Source organism: Nostoc sp. ATCC 53789 (genome assembly GCF_009873495.1).
Taxonomy (GTDB): domain Bacteria; phylum Cyanobacteriota; class Cyanobacteriia; order Cyanobacteriales; family Nostocaceae; genus Nostoc; species Nostoc muscorum_A.
The window spans coordinates 6,485,885-6,506,401 of sequence record NZ_CP046703.1; the positions used below are offsets into that span (position 1 = coordinate 6,485,885).

Below are 20,517 nucleotides of genomic sequence, written 5' to 3' on the forward strand. Positions count from 1 at the left end.
GATTTCCCTATTTTAGCTTGAGTGGAAATGGGGCATTAGTTGGGAGTTGGGAGTTGAGAGTTAAGAGTTGTTACTCACCCCTTGCTCCTTCTACTCCCTAATGTCCCTAATACTACTAGCCCCTAAACCACTACCTTTTCTAAACTCAACTTAGAACGCTTCACTGGCTCAGGAATCGCTACGGGATAATCTCCAGTAAAGCAGGCAGAGCAGAAACTATTGGTGTCTTCTCGTGTTGCTTCTAGCATCCCTTCCCAACTGAGATAGGCGAGGCTGTCTACTTCCAGTTGCTTGGCAATTTCGGCTACTGACTTAGTAGCAGCAATCAGCTGATCCTGAGAATCGGTATCGATGCCATAGAAGCAAGGATGAGTTACTGGTGGGGAAGAGATTCGCATGTGTACTTCTACTGCACCCGCTTCACGCAGGGTTTTGACTAGTTTACGGCTGGTAGTACCACGAACAATGGAGTCATCAACAATAATTACTCGTTTACCCGCCAGCACATCTTTGAGTGGGTTGAGTTTCATGCGGATACCTGACTCGCGCATGGTTTGGGTTGGCTGAATAAAGGTTCGTCCAACATAGCGATTTTTAATCAGTCCTTCAGCGTAAGCTACACCAGAAGCTTGAGAAAATCCGATCGCAGCAGGAATACCAGAATCAGGAACACCAAAGACTATATCGGCATCGACACAAGATTCTTTAGCTAGTTGATGTCCTAACCGCATCCGATAGCTGTACAAACTCTCGTTGTGCATAATGCTATCAGGGCGGGCAAAGTAAATCATCTCGAAGATACACAATTTCCTTTGGGGCTGTTGACTCCAATGATAGGAAGCTAAACCTTCTTCAGTAATCCAAACTAATTCACCTGGTTCTACATCTCGCAGGTATTCGGCTCCAATGATGTCTAAACCACAAGTCTCGGATGCCAAAACATAACGAACTGGATTACCTGCTAAAGTCCCAATTACTAGAGGACGAATACCGTTGGTGTCACGGACACCCATAACACCGTTAGGAGTGCCAATAACTAAACTAAAGGCTCCTTCACAACGGTGAAATGCTTGAATTGAACCTTCTAGCCAATCTGCACCAGCATTGATGGCTTCTGCGATCGCAAAAGCAATCATTTCTGAGTCTGTTGTGGTGACTAAGTTGTATTTTTTCTCAAGCAACTCTTGACGTAGTTGCACTGTATTGACTAAATTACCATTGTGTGCAAGAGCTAGTGAACCTAAGCGAGTTTCCAGGACTGCGGGTTGGGCATTAACTTTGCGGCTAGAACCTGTGGTGGAATAGCGAGTGTGACCAACAGCAAGGCTACCAGGCAATTGATCCAAGATGGTTTCATTAAAAACTTGAGACACCAAGCCCATATCTTTGTGGAGATGGACTTTTGCACCTTCAAAGGTAGCAATCCCAGCTGATTCTTGACCCCGATGCTGGAGGGCATACAATCCAAAGTAGGTCAGTTTAGCAACGTTTTCTCCTGGTGCGTAGATGCCAAAAACACCACAAGCTTCTTCTGGCTTGTCAGGCTGATTTTCATGACTATTGATTGGGTTGTTGGTAGGGTCGGGGTATTCATCCGAAGTGACAGAATGAATAGATATCATGCTAGCTTTGCTCCTGGTGGGGGGGGTCAAGTCACTGGGATTATGTCTATAGATAGTTGTTGATTTCTTAATAAATCTTTAACCATCTATTAAAACAGTACCGTAATTATGCCCAGAGACGCTAATAGTTCTGAGTGATTAGTGCTGATTTCTGAGTGAAGTCTAAATACTCAGGACTCAGAAATAGTGGTTTGGTTGGCGATGCGCCTAGCGATCGCATGGAAATAGCGATCGTTCATCTCTTCGATCGTAACTTTGATTAAGGTTTGGTTATCAGTGGTGAAAACCCCCAAACCGATGTGAGAATTATCGACTATACCGAGTTTTTGCCATTCTTGACCCAGATGTTCCTGTAAGTATGATTCCCAAATTTCTTGTTGTTCTGATGCTATAGAGACTAAAATTCTGGCACCACCTTCGGCAAACAGTACCTCATCCAGGCGGTTTAACTGCGTTGTTGCTATTTCTAAATTGATTTCGGCACCAAGGTTTCCAGCAATACAACATTCGGCAAGTGCGATCGCCACTCCCCCCTCAGCAGAATCATGGGCTGAACGTATCCAACCATTACGGATTCCTTCCCGACAAACTTTTTGGACGCGGCGTTCCAAGTCAAAATCTACCCGTGGCGGTTTTCCGGCAACAGTATTGTGGATAGTAGCTAAATACTCAGATGCTCCCAAACTGATTTTGGATGCTAGAGGCAATCCGAGAAGATAAATCACATCGCCGGATGCTTGCCAACCTTGTCCACAAATTTTGGTGATATCGGGAATCAAGCCCACCATCCCCACTACAGGAGTGGGATAAATGGGTTGGGGAATGCCTTGAGAATCAAGGGTTTCATTGTATAAAGAGACATTTCCACCTGTGACTGGTGTCGCCAATTCTCGGCAACCTTCCGCCAAACCGCGACAAGCTTCTGCTAATTGCCAATAACCAATTGGTTTTTCTGGAGAGCCAAAATTTAGGTTATCCGTCACCGCCAGAGGTTCTGCACCCACACAACTAAGATTGCGTGCAGCTTCTGCCACCACTGCCTTAGCTCCTTCGTAGGGGTCAAGATAAACATAACGAGGATTGCAATCTACTGTTGCAGCCACCCCTAATTTTAGATTTGGGATTTTAGATTTGAGATTGGGAATTTCTTCAAGAGGGCGCAACCGGATAACAGCCGCATCAGCGCCACCTGGTAGTATGACTGTATTATTCTGTACTTGATGGTCATATTGACGATATACCCAGTTCTTAGATGCGATCGTGGGTGTATCGAGCAAAGTTAACAGAATATCATTCCAATTTTGCACACCTCCTTTGAGTTCTATGCCAGAGGTTGTGCAAGCAGGTAAAGAATCAGGAGTCCATTCCCAAGCTTGACGAGCATATTCTGGCGGTTCTGCCAGCAATTCACGGTTATATAGTGGGGTGTTTTCCGCCAAAGCCTCGGCGGGAATTTCTGCTGCTACTCCACCCTGAAAAAGAATCCGCACAATGGGTTCAGCGATGACAGTACCAGCGACAACGGCTTGAAGTCCCCAACGATGGAAAATGTCGATTAATTCTTGCTCACGCCCTTTATGGGCAACAAACAGCATTCGTTCTTGAGATTCCGAAAGCAGATATTCATAAGGAACCATCCCCGTTTCTCTGGCGGGAATTTTGTCTAAATCTAGTTCAATTCCTACTCCACCTTTTGCCGCCATCTCTGAAGTAGAACACGTGATTCCAGCTGCTCCCATATCTTGGGCGGCGACAACTGCACCCGTTTTAAACGCTTCTAGACAAGCTTCAATTAACGACTTTTCCAAAAATGGATCGCCTACTTGCACAGCGGGGCGATCGTCTATTGACTGATCGCTCAATTCTGCACTAGCAAAACTTGCGCCTCCCATACCATCGCGCCCAGTGGTAGAACCAACATACAGCACGGGGTTTCCTAAGCCAGATGCCCCAGATTTAACGATTTCCTGGGTTTCCATTAACCCCAGTGCCATAACATTCACTAGGGGATTACCAGAATAAGCCGGATCAAAATAAACTTCGCCGCCAACGGTGGGTACTCCCACACAATTACCATAGTGTGAAATCCCAGCCACTACACCTTGAAACAACCTTCGAGTTTTGGCATCTTCTAGAGAACCGAAACGCAGGGAATTTAATAGAGCAATGGGACGCGCACCCATTGTAAAAATATCTCTAAGAATACCGCCTACTCCCGTTGCTGCACCTTGAAATGGTTCTACAGCTGATGGGTGGTTGTGAGATTCAATCTTAAAAGCTAGTTGGAGTCCGTCACCCAAATCTACAACACCAGCATTTTCACCAGGCCCTACGAGGATGCGGGGCCCCTCAGTCGGAAATTGTTTGAGTAGAGGCCGAGAATTTTTGTAACAGCAATGCTCTGACCACATTACCCCGAACATTCCCAGTTCAGCTTTGTTGGGATGACGGCCTAACCGACGGACAATTTCTGCGTATTCTTCTGGTTTAAGACCTTCAGCAGCGATTTCTTGAGGGGAAAAAAAAGCAGGAGATGTGGCGGTCATGGAAATTATGCACCAATTGTACAGAGCATTATTCTACCGATTTACTTGCCCTGTAGGTGGATTTGTTAGCATGGTTCATAACTATATAACGCTGAAAATTTAAATAAATAAATAAATTTACTTAAAGATACATATTTTTGTACACCTAAAGAGAGATTGTATTCAACGCTGAATTACTGGTAAATATACTGATAAAAGTGAAGTAATAAAATTTTATTCCCTTGTAATATGCATAGGTCATTTCCAGATTATAGAAATGGCTATCAGCCTGTCAGATGCTCTACTAGTTGAATGCAGAAAAAATTCATAGGATGCGATGCGATCGCAAGTTTTAATGCCCTGCAATCTAAATTATCTCGTTGGCATTTCATTCGCTTGAAGTGACTCATATAACAGCAAACTCAATCACTGAGTGGCTTTTGAAGAAAGGATTCTGGGAATTTATTTTTTTGAGAAAGTACTCATTCCAATTAGTAAATTGACCGCACTAAATCTAATAGCGAGGATTTTGCTCATGCCTAGACTTACTGTTCCACCCAATTTCATCGGCACCCCCGGTTCTGACACTCTGATTGGAGAACAATTAAATGCATCTCCAGCAATAGGTATTGATATTTTAACTGGAGGTTTCATTTGTACGCGCTCAGGGAATGACACCGTTCAGGGCACTGGTACTGGTAGCATCGGCGGCTCCATTGAGGGTGGGAATGCCAATGGCATCGCTAACCGTGGCAGTCTGAATACAGGAAATGGAAAAGACGCGATCGCAGGCATCGGTAACGGTGGCAACGGCGCCGACGGCAACACCGACGGCAGCACCGCTAACGGCAATGGCGGAACTGGGACTGGCATCAGCAATATTAGCAAGATTGATGGAGGGAACGGAAATGACACGATCAGCGGCACTGGAACTGGCGGCAACGGTGGCTTCGGCAGCTTCCTCGGTGGCAAGGGCGGAACTGGGACTGGCATCAGCAACAGTAGCAATATTAATGCAGGAGATGGAAATGACACACTCATCGGCACTGGTACTGGCGGTAATGGCGCGAATGGAGTAGATCGACTTGGAGGCGGCGGTCAGGGCGGAACTGGGACTGGTATCGCTAACAGTGGCAGTATTAATGTAGGGAACGGAAAAGATACGATCGTCGGTACAGGAACTGGCGGCAGTGGCGGCAGTGGCCGCAGTTCGGGTAGGAGCGGGGATGGGACTGGCATCAGCAACAGTGGTGAATTGCACACCGGGGACGGAGAAGACATGCTCGTCGGTACAGGAACTGGCAGCAAGGGCGGTAATGGCTTAGGCGGCGCTAATGGCGGTACTGGTACCGGTATTGCTAACAGTGGGAGTCTAAATACAGGGAACGGAAAGGACACGATCGTTGGTACAGGTGCTGGTGACATCGGCGGCACCGGCGGTCCCTTCTCTGGCGACGGCGGTATTGGAATCGGTATTGCTAACAGTGGTAGTCTGAATAGCGGAGACGGAGAAGACACTATTACTGGCACAGGTACTGGCGGCATCGGTGCCGAGGGCTTTCCTAATACTGGCGACGGCGGTACTGCAACCGGCATTGTTAACACTGGTAGTCTGAATGGAGGGAACGGAAAAGACACGATCGCTGGTATCGGTACTGGCGGTATGGGCGGCGACAAGTTTTTCTTTGGTGAGGGCGGTACTGGAACAGGCATCGCTAATAGTGGTAGTCTGAATGCAGGTAACGAAAACGACACTATTACTGGTACTGGTACTGGTGGTAATGGCGGGGCTAGCATAGATGGCCTTACTGAGAGCGCCGGTGGCAAAGGCGGTACTGGAATTGGGATCGCCAATACTGGCAAACTGGATACCGAAAACGGAGAGGACACAATTATTGGTATCGGCATTGGCGGCAAAGGCGGTATCGCTCCTGGTGGGATCGGCAATGTGGGTACTGGAACTGGCATTCAAAACACTAAAGACGGCACCATCACTACAGAGTGGGGCAATGACAAGATTACTGGTGATGGCAACAGTTCTGGAACAGACTCCACCGCCTATGGCATCTTCAACGATGGAATAATTGATACTGGCAATGGTTCTGACAAGCTTACTGGACAGGCGACAGCAACAATTGGTGGTACAGCCTATGGTATTTATGGAGAAGGAATCATCAAGACTGGCAACGGCAATGACCAAATTATCGCCACCAGCACCCTAGATGGAGTTCAACAGAAAGTCACCATCGGTGGCGGAATCAACATTGCTCTAGGCGCTGGGAATGACTACCTGAAAGGATTTGGTGCTGCAACTGTTGATGGCGGAGATGGTTTTGACACCCTCGATCTCAGCACTTTCAATCGCTCTGAACTATTTGTATCTGGGGTTATATCGGGCAATACCCTTAATGCCAATATCACTTTCAACAGCAATGGAAACTCCATTATCTTGTCTACGACAGGCTTTGAGAAATTTATCTTTGCAGATAGCTCTTTCTGCTACAGCAGTTTGGCAAACGGGGCATAGGTTTGTGAATTCCTGCGTCTCGTGTTTTACGTTGTAAGTGTCTAATCGGTGTTATTTGCTCTTAACCTGACAAATTATCTACTAGCGTATATATTCTTAGTTCCAAATTTGCATAGATTTACTAAGACTCAGAGATTATTCGGGTGTATGCAGTTTAGCTGTAACAATCAAGTGACGAGAATCACACATATCTATGATTATGATCGTCTCTCTGCGATCGCTAACTAGGCATAATTAATGACAACTGAACTCTAGCCGAGTCATTAATAGGGAACACACTTAATTGCCGACAGCCTTAACTAAGGACTGTCGGTTTTTTATGTCTGTATATCCTTCATCCTTTGAGAAATGCCCCATAACTATCTACTTAAATAAATTTCCCCACAACTGGTTGGTAACTTGACAGATATTTTGCCACAGCCACTACCAATTGTGGGGAGGGTATGATCAAATTCGGTATCTTATCCCTATCGAGTGCTAGTATCTTGCACTCACTCTACTAGATTGGAAGTATACTCCTACAACCAACACACACTTTGTATTAAGACATCGCTTGGATGATGTAATCAAAGTAGGGTGCTGCTTCAGCAGCGTCTTCCGCACTCAATAAGCCAAGAGAGGCTGTTTTGAGGGAATTGATCGCTTCTACCATTCCAGGCACGGGAACGCCCAATGAATTGTACATTTCCCGCACACCAATCAAACCGATTTTTTCAATCGGCTCTTTGTCGCCAGCAAGCACACCATAAGTAATTAGACGTAAGTACCAGCCAAAGTCACGGATACATAGAGAGCGTTGGCGTTCTCCGTAAGCATTACCTCCGGGGGAGATAAAGTCAGGACGCTTCTGCCAAAGTTGTTTGGTTGCTTCCTGAACTATCTTTTTTTCGTTTTCGGCTAAGGTTGCCGCAATCCGCGTCCGTTGTACCCCGGTTTGCAAAAAGTCTTTGATATTTTTAAGTTCGCCACTGCTGGGATAACGCAGTTCGTCGTCGGCTTTGAGAATAACTTGGCTAATTACAGTCATGATGATTGAAATCACCTGAAATATTATCTGTTAGTTTAGCGAGTCGGAGGTACACAAGTGAAGAGATAGGAGCTACTTATGTATTGAATTGAAACTTTTGGGGAATGGGGAAGAGGGGATGAGGGAGCAGGGGAGGCAGAGGGAGCAGGGGAGACAGGGGGAGCAGGGGGAGAATTCGTAACTCCTAACTCTTCACGGGCTAAACCTTAGCTATCCGCTAACAGCACGGGCTAAACGCCCCGCTATCGCTAACGGAACTGTTTTGCCCAATGCCTCATGCCCAATAACAAATGACTAATGACAAATGACAAATGACTAAAATAATTTGGCAACAGGGTGAATTAATTGAAGTGACGATCGCTAACCTGAGTGATACAGGTGATGGGGTGGGACGCGCTGATGAGCGTGTAGTGTTTGTCCCAGATACTGTACCGGGCGATCGCGCCATTATTCGCTTGGTTCATGTTAAACCAAAATACGCCCACGGGAAGCTTCAGGAGCTATTAGAGCCATCTCCCCACCGTATCCGACCCAATTGTATTGTGGCGGATAAATGCGGTGGTTGCCAGTGGCAGCATGTTAATTATGACTACCAGCTAGTAGCCAAGCAAAATCAAGTTATCCAAGCAATAGAGCGCATTGGTGGTTTTGTCCAACCACCGGTAAATCCGGTACTCGCCGCCCCTTCTGCTTTAGGCTATCGTAATAAATCTACATATCCTTTGGGCATATCGGCAACAGGACAGGTACAAGCTGGTTACTACCAAAAAGGTAGTCACCAATTAATTAATTTAAATCAATGTCCAGTTCAAGATGCGCGATTAAATCCCTTACTTGCCGAAGTTAAGCAAGATATTCAACGACAAGGTTGGCAAATTTATGACGAACAGCGCCATCGGGGAAAAATTCGCCATCTGGGTTTACGCATTGGCCGACACACTGGAGAAATGTTGTTGACTTTGGTGGTGAAAGACTGGAATTTATCAGGAATTGAAACCCAAGCACAGGAATGGTTAAAGCGTTATCCGCAGTTAGTGGGAGTGTCGCTCAATCGCAATGGCGATCGCACAAATGCTATATTCGGATCAGAAACTCGTTGCATTGCTGGAGTCCCCCACCTGCGTGAAAACTTTGCTGGACTGGAATTTCAAGTACGCCCAGATACATTTTTCCAAGTGTATACAGAAACAGCAGAGGCACTATTGCAGATAATTCAATCAGAACTCAATCTTCAAGGGCATGAGTTGCTAGTTGATGCCTACTGTGGTATTGGGACTTTAACTTTACCCCTCGCCAAAAAAGTACGGATTGCTACAGGATTAGAAGTGCAACCAGCAGCAGTAGAACAAGCTATTTTGAATGCCCACCGCAACGGAATTGATAATGTGACATTCCAAGTCGGCGCAGTAGAGAAATTACTTCCTAAAATGGGCACAATACCAGAAGTAGTAATACTCGATCCGCCACGTAAGGGGTGCGATCGCGCTGTCATAGACACTTTACGGCAACTGAAACCATCTCGGATAGTTTACGTCAGTTGTAAAGTAGCTACCCTCGCCCGTGACCTGAAATTGCTTTGTGAAGATGGACAATATACCATCACACGGGTACAACCTGCTGATTTTTTTCCTCAAACTGCTCATGTTGAAGCTGCCGCATTTCTTGTGCTATCAGATTTGCACAAGGATAGTAATTCCTTTACAAAAACTGAAATTTGAAAATTTTAGTCTAGTGCATACTAAAGATGCTAAAATTGAATTAAGCTGAAAATAAAAATTCTTTTTCGTTTAAATAAATTCAAGTTGCATAGGTTCTTATAAATATGAATTGGATTGTGTAAATGAGAAATCGGCAATTAACTAGAGTATCCCAATACTCGGTCAAATTACTAGCATCTTTTTAAGTTGCTAACATCATTATCAAAACTATTGCAGCCGTTATATATCCAAACAATCTCAACTCATACTATAGGGCTAATGCTCCCTAGCATTTTCAAAATTTAGTTTTAAAGACGCAAGTTTGAAGGCAGCATGACCACCTCAAGTTTTATCAGGGTGCCTGTAATAGCAAACTGATGTCTAGCTAACTGAAAGCTATGGGGTTTCTCTTGTGATTACAATTTCACTCCGTCCAGTTGCACGTTATTGGGGCACTATTAGTTTTGCCTCAACCCTCTACCTTTGTCCAATCTTAGATTTACTGTTGGCAGAAATTCCAGCAAAATTACAAGCAGAACTGCGGCTAGGACTTCAAGAAGCTCTAGTAAATGCAGCTAAACATGGCAATAATCTTGACCCCAGTAAAACAGTTGTAGTCCGTTTTTCTTTAATTGATAATCAATATTGGTGGATAATATCAGACCAGGGTAGTGGCTTTACTCCTTCATCTGCTATTGAAGAAGAGCCAACAGACTATTTACCACCAGATGAATCAGAAAGTGGTCGTGGTTTATGTCTTCTCCATCAAATTTTTGATCAGGTAGAGTGGAACCGCAAAGGCACAGAATTAAGGCTTTGTAAACAAATGGAAACTCGCCGGGGACTATCTCTGCGACGCTAAAAGGGAAGTGGGGAAAGTTACTATTTGACTGTTTTTTACTAACTATTCCTATTCTTTACTTCCTATGAGGGAGTGGCAAATTGTAAGTTGGGAATGGGGAAAGTTATTATTTGATTGATTATTATTCCCCATTGCCCATTCCCTATTCTCTACTTCCCGTGAGTTGGACAGGGAGGCGCGGAAATGGAGCGATCTAGCCAACCAATTGCCTGTTCTAATCTAGCTTGAGCTTCTTGTGGCTGATTCTTTAAAAGATACACAATTGCTGCTGCCACTTGTTCATTAGCGCGGGAATTGCGGTTAGACTTGAGGCGATGCCAATCGTTAGGGGAAATACTCAGTCTTTCCATGAGAGCTTGAGCTAGTTCCAGAGTACTAAGTTCATTCAGTTGACTGGTTTTCGGCAGCTGGGTAGATTGGGACATAACTATTGGCACATTTGCATTTACTTCTACTTTACTACTTGTAAATGAAGCCGCCAAAACAATCACAGTCGTCAGCAGAAAATCAAGAACCAGATTTTGAACAAGAATTAGAGGAAGTAGAGCGATCGCTCCTATCCTTAAAAGAACGTTACGATCAAGTGCAACGCGATCGCCAACAACAGGCACAATGGCAACAGCACCGCGATCAACTAAAGCACAATAAATCTCAGACACCAGAAATCAAAGCAGAGTTACGGCACATTCAACAGCAGTTGGAAAGGCTAGAACTAAACTTAGAAAGCCAGTTATTTTCTTGGCGTAGCCTCAAAAAACCTTTCTGGCAAGTAGTCCGCTTTGGTGGAATGGGCGTTATCATAGGCTGGATATTAAAGTCTTATGCTGGGTAAATATGGTAAATCGACGGACTGCAGAAATATTGCGAAGTGGCCAACCTGATGAGTCCCTCCAAGTTCAAGGCTGGGTGCGGACGAAGCGCGAGTCCAAAGGGTTTGCTTTTATTGAAGTCAATGACGGCTCATCACTAGCTAATTTGCAAGTCGTCATCAATCAGGATTTGCCAGATTACGAAGCTATATTGAAAAAACTGAATACAGGTGCTGCTGTTGAGGCTACAGGGGTACTAGTGGCTTCTCTTGGTAAAGGACAACGAATTGAGTTGAAAGCCGAGTCCGTGAAAGTTTACGGCGAAGCTGATCCCGATACATATCCCCTACAAAAGAAACGCCATTCCTTTGAGTTTCTGCGAACCATTGGACATTTGCGATCGCGGACTAATTCTTTTGGTGCAGTTTTCCGCGTCAGAAATGCTTGTTCGGCAGCAATTCACCAATTTTTCCAAGAAAGAGGGTTTTTATGGGTACACACCCCTATCATCACTGCTAGCGACTGTGAAGGCGCAGGTGAACTGTTTAGCGTTACCAGTTTAGATTTAAAGAATATCCCCCGCACAGAAAACCAAGCAGTAGATTACAGCCAAGACTTTTTTGCGAAACCCACATATTTAACAGTTAGCGGCCAGTTGGAAGCGGAAGTGATGGCAATGGCGTTTAGTAACGTCTACACCTTTGGCCCTACCTTCCGTGCCGAAAATTCCAACACCTCGCGCCACCTAGCAGAATTTTGGATGGTTGAGCCGGAAATGGCTTTTTGTGACTTAGAAGGCGATATGGATTTAGCTGAGGCGTTTCTCAAACACATTTTTAAATATGTGTTGGAAACTTGCCCAGAAGATATGGAATTTTTCAATGAACGCATTGATAAGTCTGTGTTGGCAACAGCCGAAAATATTATTAATAATCAGTTTGAGCGCTTAACTTATACAGAAGCCATCAAAGTTTTAGAAAAAGCTGATGTTAAATTTGAATATCCTGTGAGTTGGGGTTTAGATTTACAATCAGAACACGAACGCTACCTAGCTGAACAACAGTTTAAAAAGCCAGTAATTGTCACAGATTATCCAGCGCAAATCAAAGCTTTTTATATGCGCTTGAACGACGATGAAAAAACCGTCCGCGCAATGGATATTCTCGCACCCAAAATTGGCGAGATTGTAGGTGGTTCTCAGCGTGAAGAACGCCTAGAAGTTTTAGAACGCCGCGTGTTAGCGCAAGGATTAAAGCCAGAAGATTTGTGGTGGTATCTTGATTTACGTCGTTATGGTACTGTTCCCCACGCTGGTTTCGGACTGGGTTTTGAACGACTCGTGCAATTTATGACGGGTATGGGAAATATCCGCGATGTGATTCCTTTTCCGCGTACACCACAAAGTGCTGAATTTTAGTTAAATTTGTAAACCTGGCCATTTATAATCCAATACAGTTCAGATAAGACCAAAAAACTTGTAGAGAAGGCTATTTATCGCGTCTCAAAACCCACGATTTTGTACAAGTAGCGCTTTGAACCGTATTGATTTATAATCGCCAGGTTTTTAAACTTTGGGGATCAACAAAAATCCAGTTAAAAACATTTATCATCAGCCTAAAAGACCAAATAATTGGTAAATTTCGGCAAAATGCCAGAATCTCAGGAAGAGTAGTTTTGGATGAAAAAGCCTCTTCCGTAAAATATGAAGTTGTAGTGGAGAAAATTAAGCGATCGCTCCTAGTTTGGAGAGTTTCTCCATCTACAACTGGAAAAGCTATCTTAACCTTGTGGATTCACATTTAACTTGTAGATACGGGCAAATTTCGCCTCTCTATCAATTGTTAGATGTGTTAGGCGTTTTAACCTGACGTGCCATGTCTAGGTAAGCACTCATATTCGCACCTGGACGACGACGACCATTAGAGCTAGTAGTCGAAGGAGCAAGATATTTTGGTGCAAAAGTGGTTTCAGCAGGTGTTTTTTGGCTAGCGGTGGCGGCTGCTTTAGCGGGTTCAGCTTTGACAGCTTTACCATTCTGAGATGCTTCTACTTTGGTTTTTGTCGCAGTTGTGGTTGCTTTAGCAGTCTGAGGTTCAGGGCTTTTTGCAGCCGGAGAAGCTGCTGGTGCCGTAGCCTTTTTACCGTTTGATGCTGCTGGTTTCGATTGACTGGTTGCTTCGTCCAGTTCTAAGAAGTAACCATTGCTTTGTTTTTTACCAGGTAACAACCCAGTCACGAAACCAAGAATCCCAGTTACGAAACCGAGAATCCCTGAAATTAACTTTTTGATAAAATCCATTACAATTACTCCTGCCTTGTATATTTGGAACTCGACCGTAATTGTTAAAAATTACGAAAAAATGTAACATTTTCTGCATTGGTGTCAACTCATTCTGGTGACAACCATTATAGATTTGTGCTTAATCAACATTGTAGTAAAACTATAGGGCAAATGTTCTTTATGCAAGCACTTGCGACCTTCATACACCGAGAACTAATTATTAAATTTTACTGTAACTAAGAGCAAGATTCTGAAAGCAAGCTTTATAAAAATTAACACTTCTTCGTTTGAAAATTATTGATTGGAAAAAAGCAAGCGGTTTACTTTTAACCAGTGGCAGGAGTGTCATAGATTGTTCGCAGATAGCAACAGTACTCAGTTACATTTTGTACAGACTTCATTTAGCCAGATGTGAGAGATGAATACTGAAAATCAGCAGCGCAATCCTGTGCTATTGGTACACGGCATTGACGATAGGGGGGCGGTTTTTCATAAAATGGCAGGTTACTTAGGATTACAGGGGTGGTCTGTATATTCTCTGGATCTGGTTCCTAATAATGGTGATGTGGGCCTTGATAAATTGGCAAAACAGGTAGCCGATTATGTTACAGACACCTTTGCACCAGAACAAGAGCTAGATTTAATAGGCTTTAGTATGGGAGGAATTGTCAGCCGTTACTATATCCAGCGACTGGGAGGAATTAACCGTATTCAGAGATTTATTACGATCTCTTCACCCCATAATGGAACTGTGGTTGCTTATGGTTCCCAGCGTCCTGGTTGCGTGCAAATGCGCCCCGACAGCATTTTTCTCAAGGATTTAAATTCTGATGCTGTAATATTGGAGCAATTAGATTTTACTTCGATCTGGACACCTTATGATTTGATGATTGTCCCAGCGAATAGTTCACAAATGCCCGTAGGAAGCGAAGTAATAGTACCAGTTCCCCTACACCCTTGGATGCTAACAGACCCAAGGAGTTTAGCAGCAGTAAAAGCAGCTTTAACAAAGCCTATTAAGCTACCCTTCCTTAAAAAAGCATCCAGTTAGTAGCCAAGATACTTACCACCCTGAATCTATTCATCTTTAATTACGAATTACTTAAGTTCTATCCCCAATTTGCGTATGTTCGTAACTCCCAAAAATCGCCTCTGGGTGACGATAATACTTGAATTCCATAAGGTTATAAAAAGGATCTTCTAAAAAGAAAGTGCGATGTTCAAGAGGAGAACCGACAAAGCGATTTTTGGTTTCTTCACGAAAAAGTAGCTGTTGTTGTTGTGCCCTTTCTAGTAAGTCTTGCCAGTCACGTTCTTGGGTAAAAATTAGCCCAAAGTGTCTGGGATATATACTGTGTTGTGGTATCAAGGGTTCTTTGGTTATGTGAGCCACTAGTTGATGACCATAGAGATTTAGAATCAGCGCGTGATGGTTTTCACGACCAGGAATACAGCCCAATCCATCCACGTAATATACTTTTGTTTGGGCAATATCAGTCACAGGGAAAGCAAGATGGAATAAAGTTTGGCTCATAGCTTTTGGGAAAGATATTAGTAGTTGATGCTATCTACAATTTATTCTGTTAAGTTTTGATTGTCGTCAACTTGAACACAGTTTTAGCTGACAATAATTTATATCCTTGATCTTTATAACTAAAACTAGGAACTGAGTACCATTCAGTCACTGCAACTTGTGGCTAAAGACTTCGCCCTATATTTACATAATTTACACTTAATTCTTTAGGTGACTCCTTTCTCTTGTGCAGGTATAATAATTTATGTTTGCCTGGTCAGACACTCAGTAACGGAGATTTCAAAGCTGACAACTTTATGATAGATGGTGTGTTGAAAACTTAATGCACCATAATAAAGTGCTTTGGATCAGTTACTAGAAGAGTCCACCCCAATACTGCTCGGGTTTTGCATTTTTAACTCGGAATTGGGTTTTGGGAAAAGGTTAAAGGGTAAAGGTTAAAGGTTTTTTCTTTTCCCTTTCCCCTTCCCCTTTTGCCTTTAACCGACAAGTATTGGAGTCCACTCAACTAAACAAAATTTTTGCATTTTGTTTAATCCACCTCCTTTAATAAATATTGCAGTCTATTATGTAAAACGTTGTTTGTGGTTTTACACTCAGCTTTGAGGGTGATGGGATGCAATTTAGTTAACAATACAAACATATTACTTTAACTGGAGAGGTTTTAGGAACTAAGCACTAAGCATGACAAATTCGTTATTCTGTTCATGTTAAGACAAAATTACTCATGATTAATTGCTGATGTCATCCTTAATTGATTCTGTTAATCCCTGGTTGGTGGCAGTAGTATTAAACACAATTCTATTGGGTTTAGCTTGGATTGCCCCGAAAAAGCTACTTACGCCTGCTGGATCATTTCATGCGTGGTTTCTGGCCATCCTAATTTGGGTAACTCTAGGCTGGCAAGGATATACAGTAGTAATGTTCTATTTTCTGGTTGGTTCTGGTGTTACCCGCATCGGTATGGCGCAGAAAGAGGCTGAAGGAATTGCCGAAAAGCGTTCTGGAGCAAGGGGCCCTGAGAATGTCTGGGGGTCAGCTTTGACCGGGGCGCTGTGTGCCTTGGGAGTAGGGATAATAAATTCGGGATTTCTCGTACCTAGTTCCCAATCTTTAGTTCCCAATCTCCAGTCTCTATTATTACTAGGCTATGTAGCAAGTTTCAGTACCAAACTGGCTGACACTACTGCAAGTGAAGTTGGTAAAGCGTATGGTAAAAGCACCTTTCTAATTACTACACTCAAACCAGTGCCTCGCGGTACAGAAGGAGCGGTCAGCTTGGAGGGGACTTTAGCTGGTATTGTGGCTTCTGTAGCGATCGCATTTGTTGGTTGGGGAGTTGGTTTAATCGATCTATTAGGAGTCGCTTGGTGTGTACTGGCAGCATTTATTGCCACTAACTTAGAAAGTGTGATTGGGGCAACACTGCAATCTAAGTATACCTGGCTGACCAATGAAGTAGTAAATATTTTTAATACATTAATCGGTGCGATCGCGGCTGTGCTACTTTCCTGGACATGGGTAAATATCATTAAGTAGATTGAGCATTGGGAATTGGGCATTGGGAATTGGGAATTGAGTAAAACGGTTCCTCTTCTGTGAGTTCTGAGTAAAGAAGTGAGATTCTCCACTCAGTACGAAGCAAGGTCTAAAGGCCCCGCTACTGCTAACAGCGCCCAATACCCAATACTCATGAGAGCCAGTGGTAGAAAATAAGCAATCTGCTTTACTACTGCACTACCGATGATATTTTCAATCCTGTTTTGTCCCCGCTAGACTGTAAACATAATCATGGAAAATTATTGTATTGAGTAGCTATATAATTTTTTGACCGTTTAGATGTAATTAGTTCATGGAATCTTTATCATTGTTATTCATCAACGACCAGATGATCTCTATATGATTTAATTTAAAAGTCCTATAAGTGTTTAACCATTTTCACATAATTAATTCATGGAATCTTTATCATTTTTGACAATTAATGACCAAATAATTTCTATTGAGGAAGCTGTAAAGTACCTGCAAGCCTCTGGAAAATTGGGGCAGTTCATTGGGGATATTCTCCGCCAGCACGTAATTGAGCAAGAAATCCGAACACGAGACGATATTGAAATTGGTACAGCAATAACCGAACAGTCCATTATTGACTTTAGACTGAAAAATCAACTGACCGATCCTCAAAGTTTTCAAGAATGGTTAAAAACCAATAACACAGATTATGCCGCATTCCATACATCAGTTACTTTTGGTTACAAGTTAGAAAAGCTGAAAGCTGTAGTCACGGAAGCAAAAATCCAAGAATATTTTATTGAGCGCAAAATCTTTTTGGATCGGGTGGTACTTTCTCGGATAGTTGTTAATAATCGAGAATTGGCAGACGAACTACAAACCCAAATTGAAGAAGGAGGTAGTTTTGAGCAACTAGCTAAAGAGTATTCACTTTCAGATGACCGAATTGTGAACGGCATGATGGGAATAGTCAGCCGAGGAAGTATGCCAGATATATTACGGGCAGCTATTGATGTGGCAAGTCCTGGACAATTAATAGGACCAATAGAAATCGTTGGCAAAGACTCTCCACAAGGAGAAGGACCTTATGGTTTGTTTCGAGTAGAACAATTTCTGCCAGCGTCTTTAGAAGATACTCAACTCAAGCAAGCACTACAAAATGAGTTATTTGAGAAATGGCTAGCAGAGAAAATTCAAAAACTGACAGTCAAGCTACAAGTGAGTTAAAAATTCTGGATAATGAATCTTTACGATTAAAAGTGCTAGCTTCTTTGCCCTGGAATCAGCCGCCGCTATGCTGGTTGACTCCCGAACAACAATCCCAATTGGAAAATGAGTGTCAAACTCGTCAGTATCGTTTGGGAGAAAAAATTTGGTCTAACGATGTCGGTCGTTACCAATTCTTAATTGTGGCTGGAAAAGTTCGCTTACGAGAAGAGGGAGTTGGCAAACCTTTGGCAGCCCTAGAAGTGGGAGATTGGTTTGGTGATTTACAAAAGTTGTCTGCGGATTTTAAAGCTGTAGCTGCTAGCAAAGAAGTAATAGTAGTGTGTTGGGATACAGCCCTGTGGACAGAATTTTCTAACCCACAAATTCAGGAATTTTGGCAAGTCTTACCAGTGGATATGGAGGGAGAAAGAGAGACATTTTCCTTCTCTTCCACTCCTTCAGTAACAGTCTCAGATGGGACTTCCAGCCCTCACAGCCTCCAACCCCAAAAACGACTCCCAGCCGCGAATTTAATCATCTCAAATTATCCATTTGTTGCTAGTTGGAACACTGCGGCTGCTTGTTTAACAATGGTGGCGCAACAGCTAGAAAACTCTGTGCAACTGGAATGGGTGCAACGTCAACTCAGAGGACAACGCCCAAAACAGGTTGTGGAAGCAGGAGAAAAGTTAGGGTTAGTGTTGCGGCGGTTACAAGTGAGTTGGGGTGAGTTGCGACAACTGTCATTTCCAGCTTTACTGTTGTGGAATTCTGACTCACCCCAGAGTCCATCCTGGGTGGTAGCTTATGGAGTTAAGGGCGATCGCTTAATTATCGCTAACCCTCTAAATCCCGATCGCATTTGTGAAAGCTTACCGCAATCCATAGTTGAGGCATCGTGGGATGGACGATTGTGGCAAGTAGAACTCATATCTAAACAAGAAACATTTAACCTCAGTTGGTTCACCCCAGCAGTTTGGAAGTATAAGGGATTACTAACAGAAGTATTATTAGCATCTTTTACCTTGCAGCTTTTGGGGTTAACAACACCACTAATTACGCAAGTAGTTATTGATAAAGTAATGGTGCAGGGGAGTTTGCCGACTCTTGATGTTATGGCGATCGCACTTCTTTGTGTAGCCATATTTGAGTCCGTACTTGGCATTCTGCGCCTATTCATCTTTACCCATACAGCCCGTCGTCTGGATTTAAGTTTATCAGCACAGCTATTTCGCCATCTGATGCGCCTGCCTTTGGCTTATTTTGAGTCGCGGCGCGTCGGAGACACAGTAGCACGAGTCCAGGAACTCGAACAAATTCGTCAGTTCCTCACAGGTACAGCATTAACTGTGATTCTAGATAGCATCTTTGCTGTGGTTTACCTAGCATTGATGTTTTACTATAATGTCCCACTCACCTTTGTGGCTTTAGCAGTACTGCCGCTATTTGCGACTTTGACGATAGTTGCAACACCAATTCTGCGTAACTGGCTCAACGAAACTTTTAACCGGAGTGCCGATAGTCAATCCTTTTTAGTAGAGACAATCACGGGGATTCATTCCGTTAAAGCCCATGCAGCCGAACCAGTAGCCCGCGATCGCTGGGAAGGCTTATTTGCTCGCTTCATCCGCACAGGTTTTAAAGCCTCTACCACCTCCAATATCAGCAGCAACATTGGTGACTTCCTCACTAATTTTTCCACCATGCTGATTCTCTGGTTTGGAGCCAAATTAGTCATAGAACAAAAGCTGACAATTGGACAACTAGTTGCCTTTCAAATGCTATCTGGCAGAGTCACGGGCCCACTTTTGCGCTTAGTACAGTTATGGCAGACCCTCCAACAAGTGCTACTTTCTGTAGATCGCATTGGTGATATTCTCAACGTCTCCCCAGAAGCTGAACTAGGAACTGGTCTAGTTTTACCACCTCTGAAAGGACAAGTCACCTTCGAGCAAGTATTTTTCCGCTACCGCCCGAACTTTGAAGCAATTCTGCGGGGAATCTCTTTCAATGCTGAACCAGGGCAATTTGTTGGCATTGTCGGACGTAGCGGTTCTGGGAAAAGTACCCTGTCTAAGCTATTACAACGCCTTTATCAAATTGAATCAGGACGCATCTTAATTGATGGTTTTGATATTAAAAGTGCCGATTTAGCGTCATTGCGGCAACAAGTTAGTGTAGTTCTCCAAGAAGACTTTTTATTCAACGGTTCTATTTTGGAAAATATCACTCTCGGTACTCCCGACATTACCGCAGAACAAGTGGTAGAGGCGGCAAGACTAGCAGTAGCACACGACTTCATCAGTCAATTACCCTACGGTTACGAAACCAATGTGGGTGAACGCGGTACAGCTTTATCTGGCGGACAAAGACAACGTATTGCCCTCGCAAGATTATTTCTTTCGCAAGCGCCGATTTTAGTTTTGGATGAAGCTACCAGTGCTTTGGATAGTGAAACTGAACAACAAGTACTACAAAACCTGCAAAAAGTTTCCGCTAACCGTACTGTGTTTCTGATTGCTCACCGTTTTGCCCCTCTCAAACGCGCCGATTTGATTTTGGTATTAGAACAAGGCGTGATTGCCGAACGTGGGACTCACTCAGAGTTATTGCAACAAAAGGGTTTGTATTGGTCACTATATCAACGGCAGCAAGCAAATATTTAGTAAGCTTTTAACTTGTGCTTATTTGAGCCCTGAAAAGCCGCTTAAAGATAGGCTTTGGCGAATGGAGTTATACTTCATTCGCCTTTTAAATTGCTTAAGTATGCAGAAAACTGTAATCTTACTTGCTAATTACGTGATTTTATAGTTAAGTGTATTTGTAGCACCTGTCTTACAAAGAAATATCTCCCGGCTCAATCCCTTATATATCAAGGATTTGAGTACTTTTTATGGTGCAAATTTACTTGAATA

16 protein-coding genes are annotated in these 20,517 nt (G+C 43.4%); 10 read left to right on the forward strand and 6 right to left on the reverse strand.

From position 1 onward, the window contains the following. Positions 1-122: 122 nt before the first annotated feature. The gene (gene purF, locus GJB62_RS26840; protein WP_114084567.1) at positions 123-1,622 is read right to left on the reverse strand and encodes an amidophosphoribosyltransferase; all 1,500 of its coding nucleotides are present in this window, start codon (positions 1,620-1,622) and stop codon (positions 123-125) included. Between the two features lie 170 nt (positions 1,623-1,792). Continuing rightward, on the reverse strand, positions 1,793-4,168 hold the full coding sequence (gene purL, locus GJB62_RS26845; RefSeq protein WP_114084568.1) for a phosphoribosylformylglycinamidine synthase subunit PurL: 2,376 nt from the start codon (positions 4,166-4,168) through the stop codon (positions 1,793-1,795). Between the two features lie 514 nt (positions 4,169-4,682). Between purL and GJB62_RS26850 the strand changes: the two genes are divergently transcribed. Continuing rightward, positions 4,683-6,674 (forward strand): hypothetical protein, encoded by a 1,992-nt coding sequence (locus GJB62_RS26850; RefSeq protein ID WP_147262561.1) that lies wholly within the window; start codon positions 4,683-4,685, stop codon positions 6,672-6,674. Between the two features lie 541 nt (positions 6,675-7,215). Here GJB62_RS26850 and apcD read toward each other — a convergent pair. Next, on the reverse strand, positions 7,216-7,701 hold the full coding sequence (apcD, locus tag GJB62_RS26855; protein ID WP_012407637.1) for an allophycocyanin subunit alpha-B: 486 nt from the start codon (positions 7,699-7,701) through the stop codon (positions 7,216-7,218). Positions 7,702-8,012: 311 nt separating this feature from the next. Here apcD and rlmD point away from each other — a divergent pair, with 311 nt between their 5' ends. Together rlmD and GJB62_RS26865 are read left to right on the forward strand one after the other, a co-directional pair. Beyond that, positions 8,013-9,419 (forward strand): 23S rRNA (uracil(1939)-C(5))-methyltransferase RlmD, encoded by a 1,407-nt coding sequence (gene rlmD / locus GJB62_RS26860; RefSeq protein ID WP_114084570.1) that lies wholly within the window; start codon positions 8,013-8,015, stop codon positions 9,417-9,419. Positions 9,420-9,810: 391 nt separating this feature from the next. Then, positions 9,811-10,260: an anti-sigma regulatory factor gene (locus GJB62_RS26865; RefSeq protein ID WP_114084571.1), complete on the forward strand. Its 450-nt coding sequence runs from the start codon at positions 9,811-9,813 to the stop codon at positions 10,258-10,260. A gap of 149 nt (positions 10,261-10,409) precedes the next feature. On the opposite strand, the gene GJB62_RS26870 is transcribed toward GJB62_RS26865, so the two are convergent. Next, positions 10,410-10,685 (reverse strand): DUF6439 family protein, encoded by a 276-nt coding sequence (locus GJB62_RS26870; protein WP_041565907.1) that lies wholly within the window; start codon positions 10,683-10,685, stop codon positions 10,410-10,412. Positions 10,686-10,729: 44 nt separating this feature from the next. Here GJB62_RS26870 and GJB62_RS26875 point away from each other — a divergent pair, with 44 nt between their 5' ends. The 3 genes from GJB62_RS26875 to GJB62_RS26885 all read left to right on the forward strand — a co-directional run bounded on the left by GJB62_RS26875 (position 10,730) and on the right by GJB62_RS26885 (position 12,872). Then, entirely contained in the window at positions 10,730-11,092 is a 363-nt protein-coding gene (locus GJB62_RS26875) for a hypothetical protein (RefSeq protein ID WP_114084572.1), read from the forward strand. A 2-nt stretch (positions 11,093-11,094) separates the two neighbouring features. After that, complete coding sequence (gene asnS, locus GJB62_RS26880; RefSeq protein WP_114084573.1) at positions 11,095-12,486, forward strand: asparagine--tRNA ligase; 1,392 nt, start codon at positions 11,095-11,097, stop codon at positions 12,484-12,486. 125 nt (positions 12,487-12,611) lie between these two features. Next, entirely contained in the window at positions 12,612-12,872 is a 261-nt protein-coding gene (locus tag GJB62_RS26885; RefSeq protein WP_114084574.1) for a hypothetical protein, read from the forward strand. A 31-nt stretch (positions 12,873-12,903) separates the two neighbouring features. Here the strand turns inward: GJB62_RS26885 and GJB62_RS26890 are convergent, their stop codons facing one another. After that, a complete protein-coding gene (locus tag GJB62_RS26890; RefSeq protein WP_114084575.1) occupies positions 12,904-13,368 on the reverse strand; it encodes a hypothetical protein in 465 nt (154 codons plus the stop codon). Positions 13,369-13,768: 400 nt separating this feature from the next. Between GJB62_RS26890 and GJB62_RS26895 the strand changes: the two genes are divergently transcribed. Further along, positions 13,769-14,401 (forward strand): triacylglycerol lipase, encoded by a 633-nt coding sequence (locus tag GJB62_RS26895; protein ID WP_114084576.1) that lies wholly within the window; start codon positions 13,769-13,771, stop codon positions 14,399-14,401. Between the two features lie 51 nt (positions 14,402-14,452). Here the strand turns inward: GJB62_RS26895 and GJB62_RS26900 are convergent, their stop codons facing one another. Further along, on the reverse strand, positions 14,453-14,884 hold the full coding sequence (locus GJB62_RS26900) for a VOC family protein (protein ID WP_114084577.1): 432 nt from the start codon (positions 14,882-14,884) through the stop codon (positions 14,453-14,455). A 741-nt stretch (positions 14,885-15,625) separates the two neighbouring features. On the opposite strand from GJB62_RS26900, the gene GJB62_RS26905 reads away from it, so the two are divergent. The 3 genes from GJB62_RS26905 (at position 15,626) to GJB62_RS26915 (ending at position 20,268) form a co-directional block, all read left to right on the forward strand. Further along, a complete protein-coding gene (locus GJB62_RS26905) occupies positions 15,626-16,423 on the forward strand; it encodes a TIGR00297 family protein (RefSeq protein ID WP_114084578.1) in 798 nt (265 codons plus the stop codon). A 414-nt stretch (positions 16,424-16,837) separates the two neighbouring features. Further along, positions 16,838-17,620 carry a peptidylprolyl isomerase gene (locus GJB62_RS26910; RefSeq protein ID WP_114084579.1) on the forward strand — a complete coding sequence of 261 codons (783 nt, stop codon included), beginning with the start codon at positions 16,838-16,840 and terminating at the stop codon, positions 17,618-17,620. Continuing rightward, positions 17,569-20,268: a type I secretion system permease/ATPase gene (locus tag GJB62_RS26915; RefSeq protein ID WP_114084580.1), complete on the forward strand. Its 2,700-nt coding sequence runs from the start codon at positions 17,569-17,571 to the stop codon at positions 20,266-20,268. The genes GJB62_RS26910 and GJB62_RS26915 overlap by 52 nt, the downstream gene beginning before the upstream one ends. The last annotated feature ends 249 nt before the right edge of the window (positions 20,269-20,517 follow it).

Excerpts from the sequence above, each read along its gene's own strand:
- GJB62_RS26910 (WP_114084579.1), top strand. The coding sequence starts at position 16,838 with ATGGAATCTTTATCATTTTTGACAATTAATGACCAAATAATTTCTATT.
- GJB62_RS26870 (WP_041565907.1), bottom strand. The coding sequence starts at position 10,685 with ATGTCCCAATCTACCCAGCTGCCGAAAACCAGTCAACTGAATGAACTT.
- GJB62_RS26900 (WP_114084577.1), bottom strand. The coding sequence starts at position 14,884 with ATGAGCCAAACTTTATTCCATCTTGCTTTCCCTGTGACTGATATTGCC.
- GJB62_RS26875 (WP_114084572.1), top strand. The coding sequence starts at position 10,730 with ATGAAGCCGCCAAAACAATCACAGTCGTCAGCAGAAAATCAAGAACCA.
- asnS (WP_114084573.1), top strand. The coding sequence starts at position 11,095 with ATGGTAAATCGACGGACTGCAGAAATATTGCGAAGTGGCCAACCTGAT.
- apcD (WP_012407637.1), bottom strand. The coding sequence starts at position 7,701 with ATGACTGTAATTAGCCAAGTTATTCTCAAAGCCGACGACGAACTGCGT.
- GJB62_RS26895 (WP_114084576.1), top strand. The coding sequence starts at position 13,769 with ATGAATACTGAAAATCAGCAGCGCAATCCTGTGCTATTGGTACACGGC.
- purF (WP_114084567.1), bottom strand. The coding sequence starts at position 1,622 with ATGATATCTATTCATTCTGTCACTTCGGATGAATACCCCGACCCTACC.
- GJB62_RS26890 (WP_114084575.1), bottom strand. The coding sequence starts at position 13,368 with ATGGATTTTATCAAAAAGTTAATTTCAGGGATTCTCGGTTTCGTAACT.
- GJB62_RS26905 (WP_114084578.1), top strand. The coding sequence starts at position 15,626 with ATGTCATCCTTAATTGATTCTGTTAATCCCTGGTTGGTGGCAGTAGTA.
- rlmD (WP_114084570.1), top strand. The coding sequence starts at position 8,013 with ATGACTAAAATAATTTGGCAACAGGGTGAATTAATTGAAGTGACGATC.
- GJB62_RS26850 (WP_147262561.1), top strand. The coding sequence starts at position 4,683 with ATGCCTAGACTTACTGTTCCACCCAATTTCATCGGCACCCCCGGTTCT.
- GJB62_RS26915 (WP_114084580.1), top strand. The coding sequence starts at position 17,569 with ATGGCTAGCAGAGAAAATTCAAAAACTGACAGTCAAGCTACAAGTGAG.
- purL (WP_114084568.1), bottom strand. The coding sequence starts at position 4,168 with ATGACCGCCACATCTCCTGCTTTTTTTTCCCCTCAAGAAATCGCTGCT.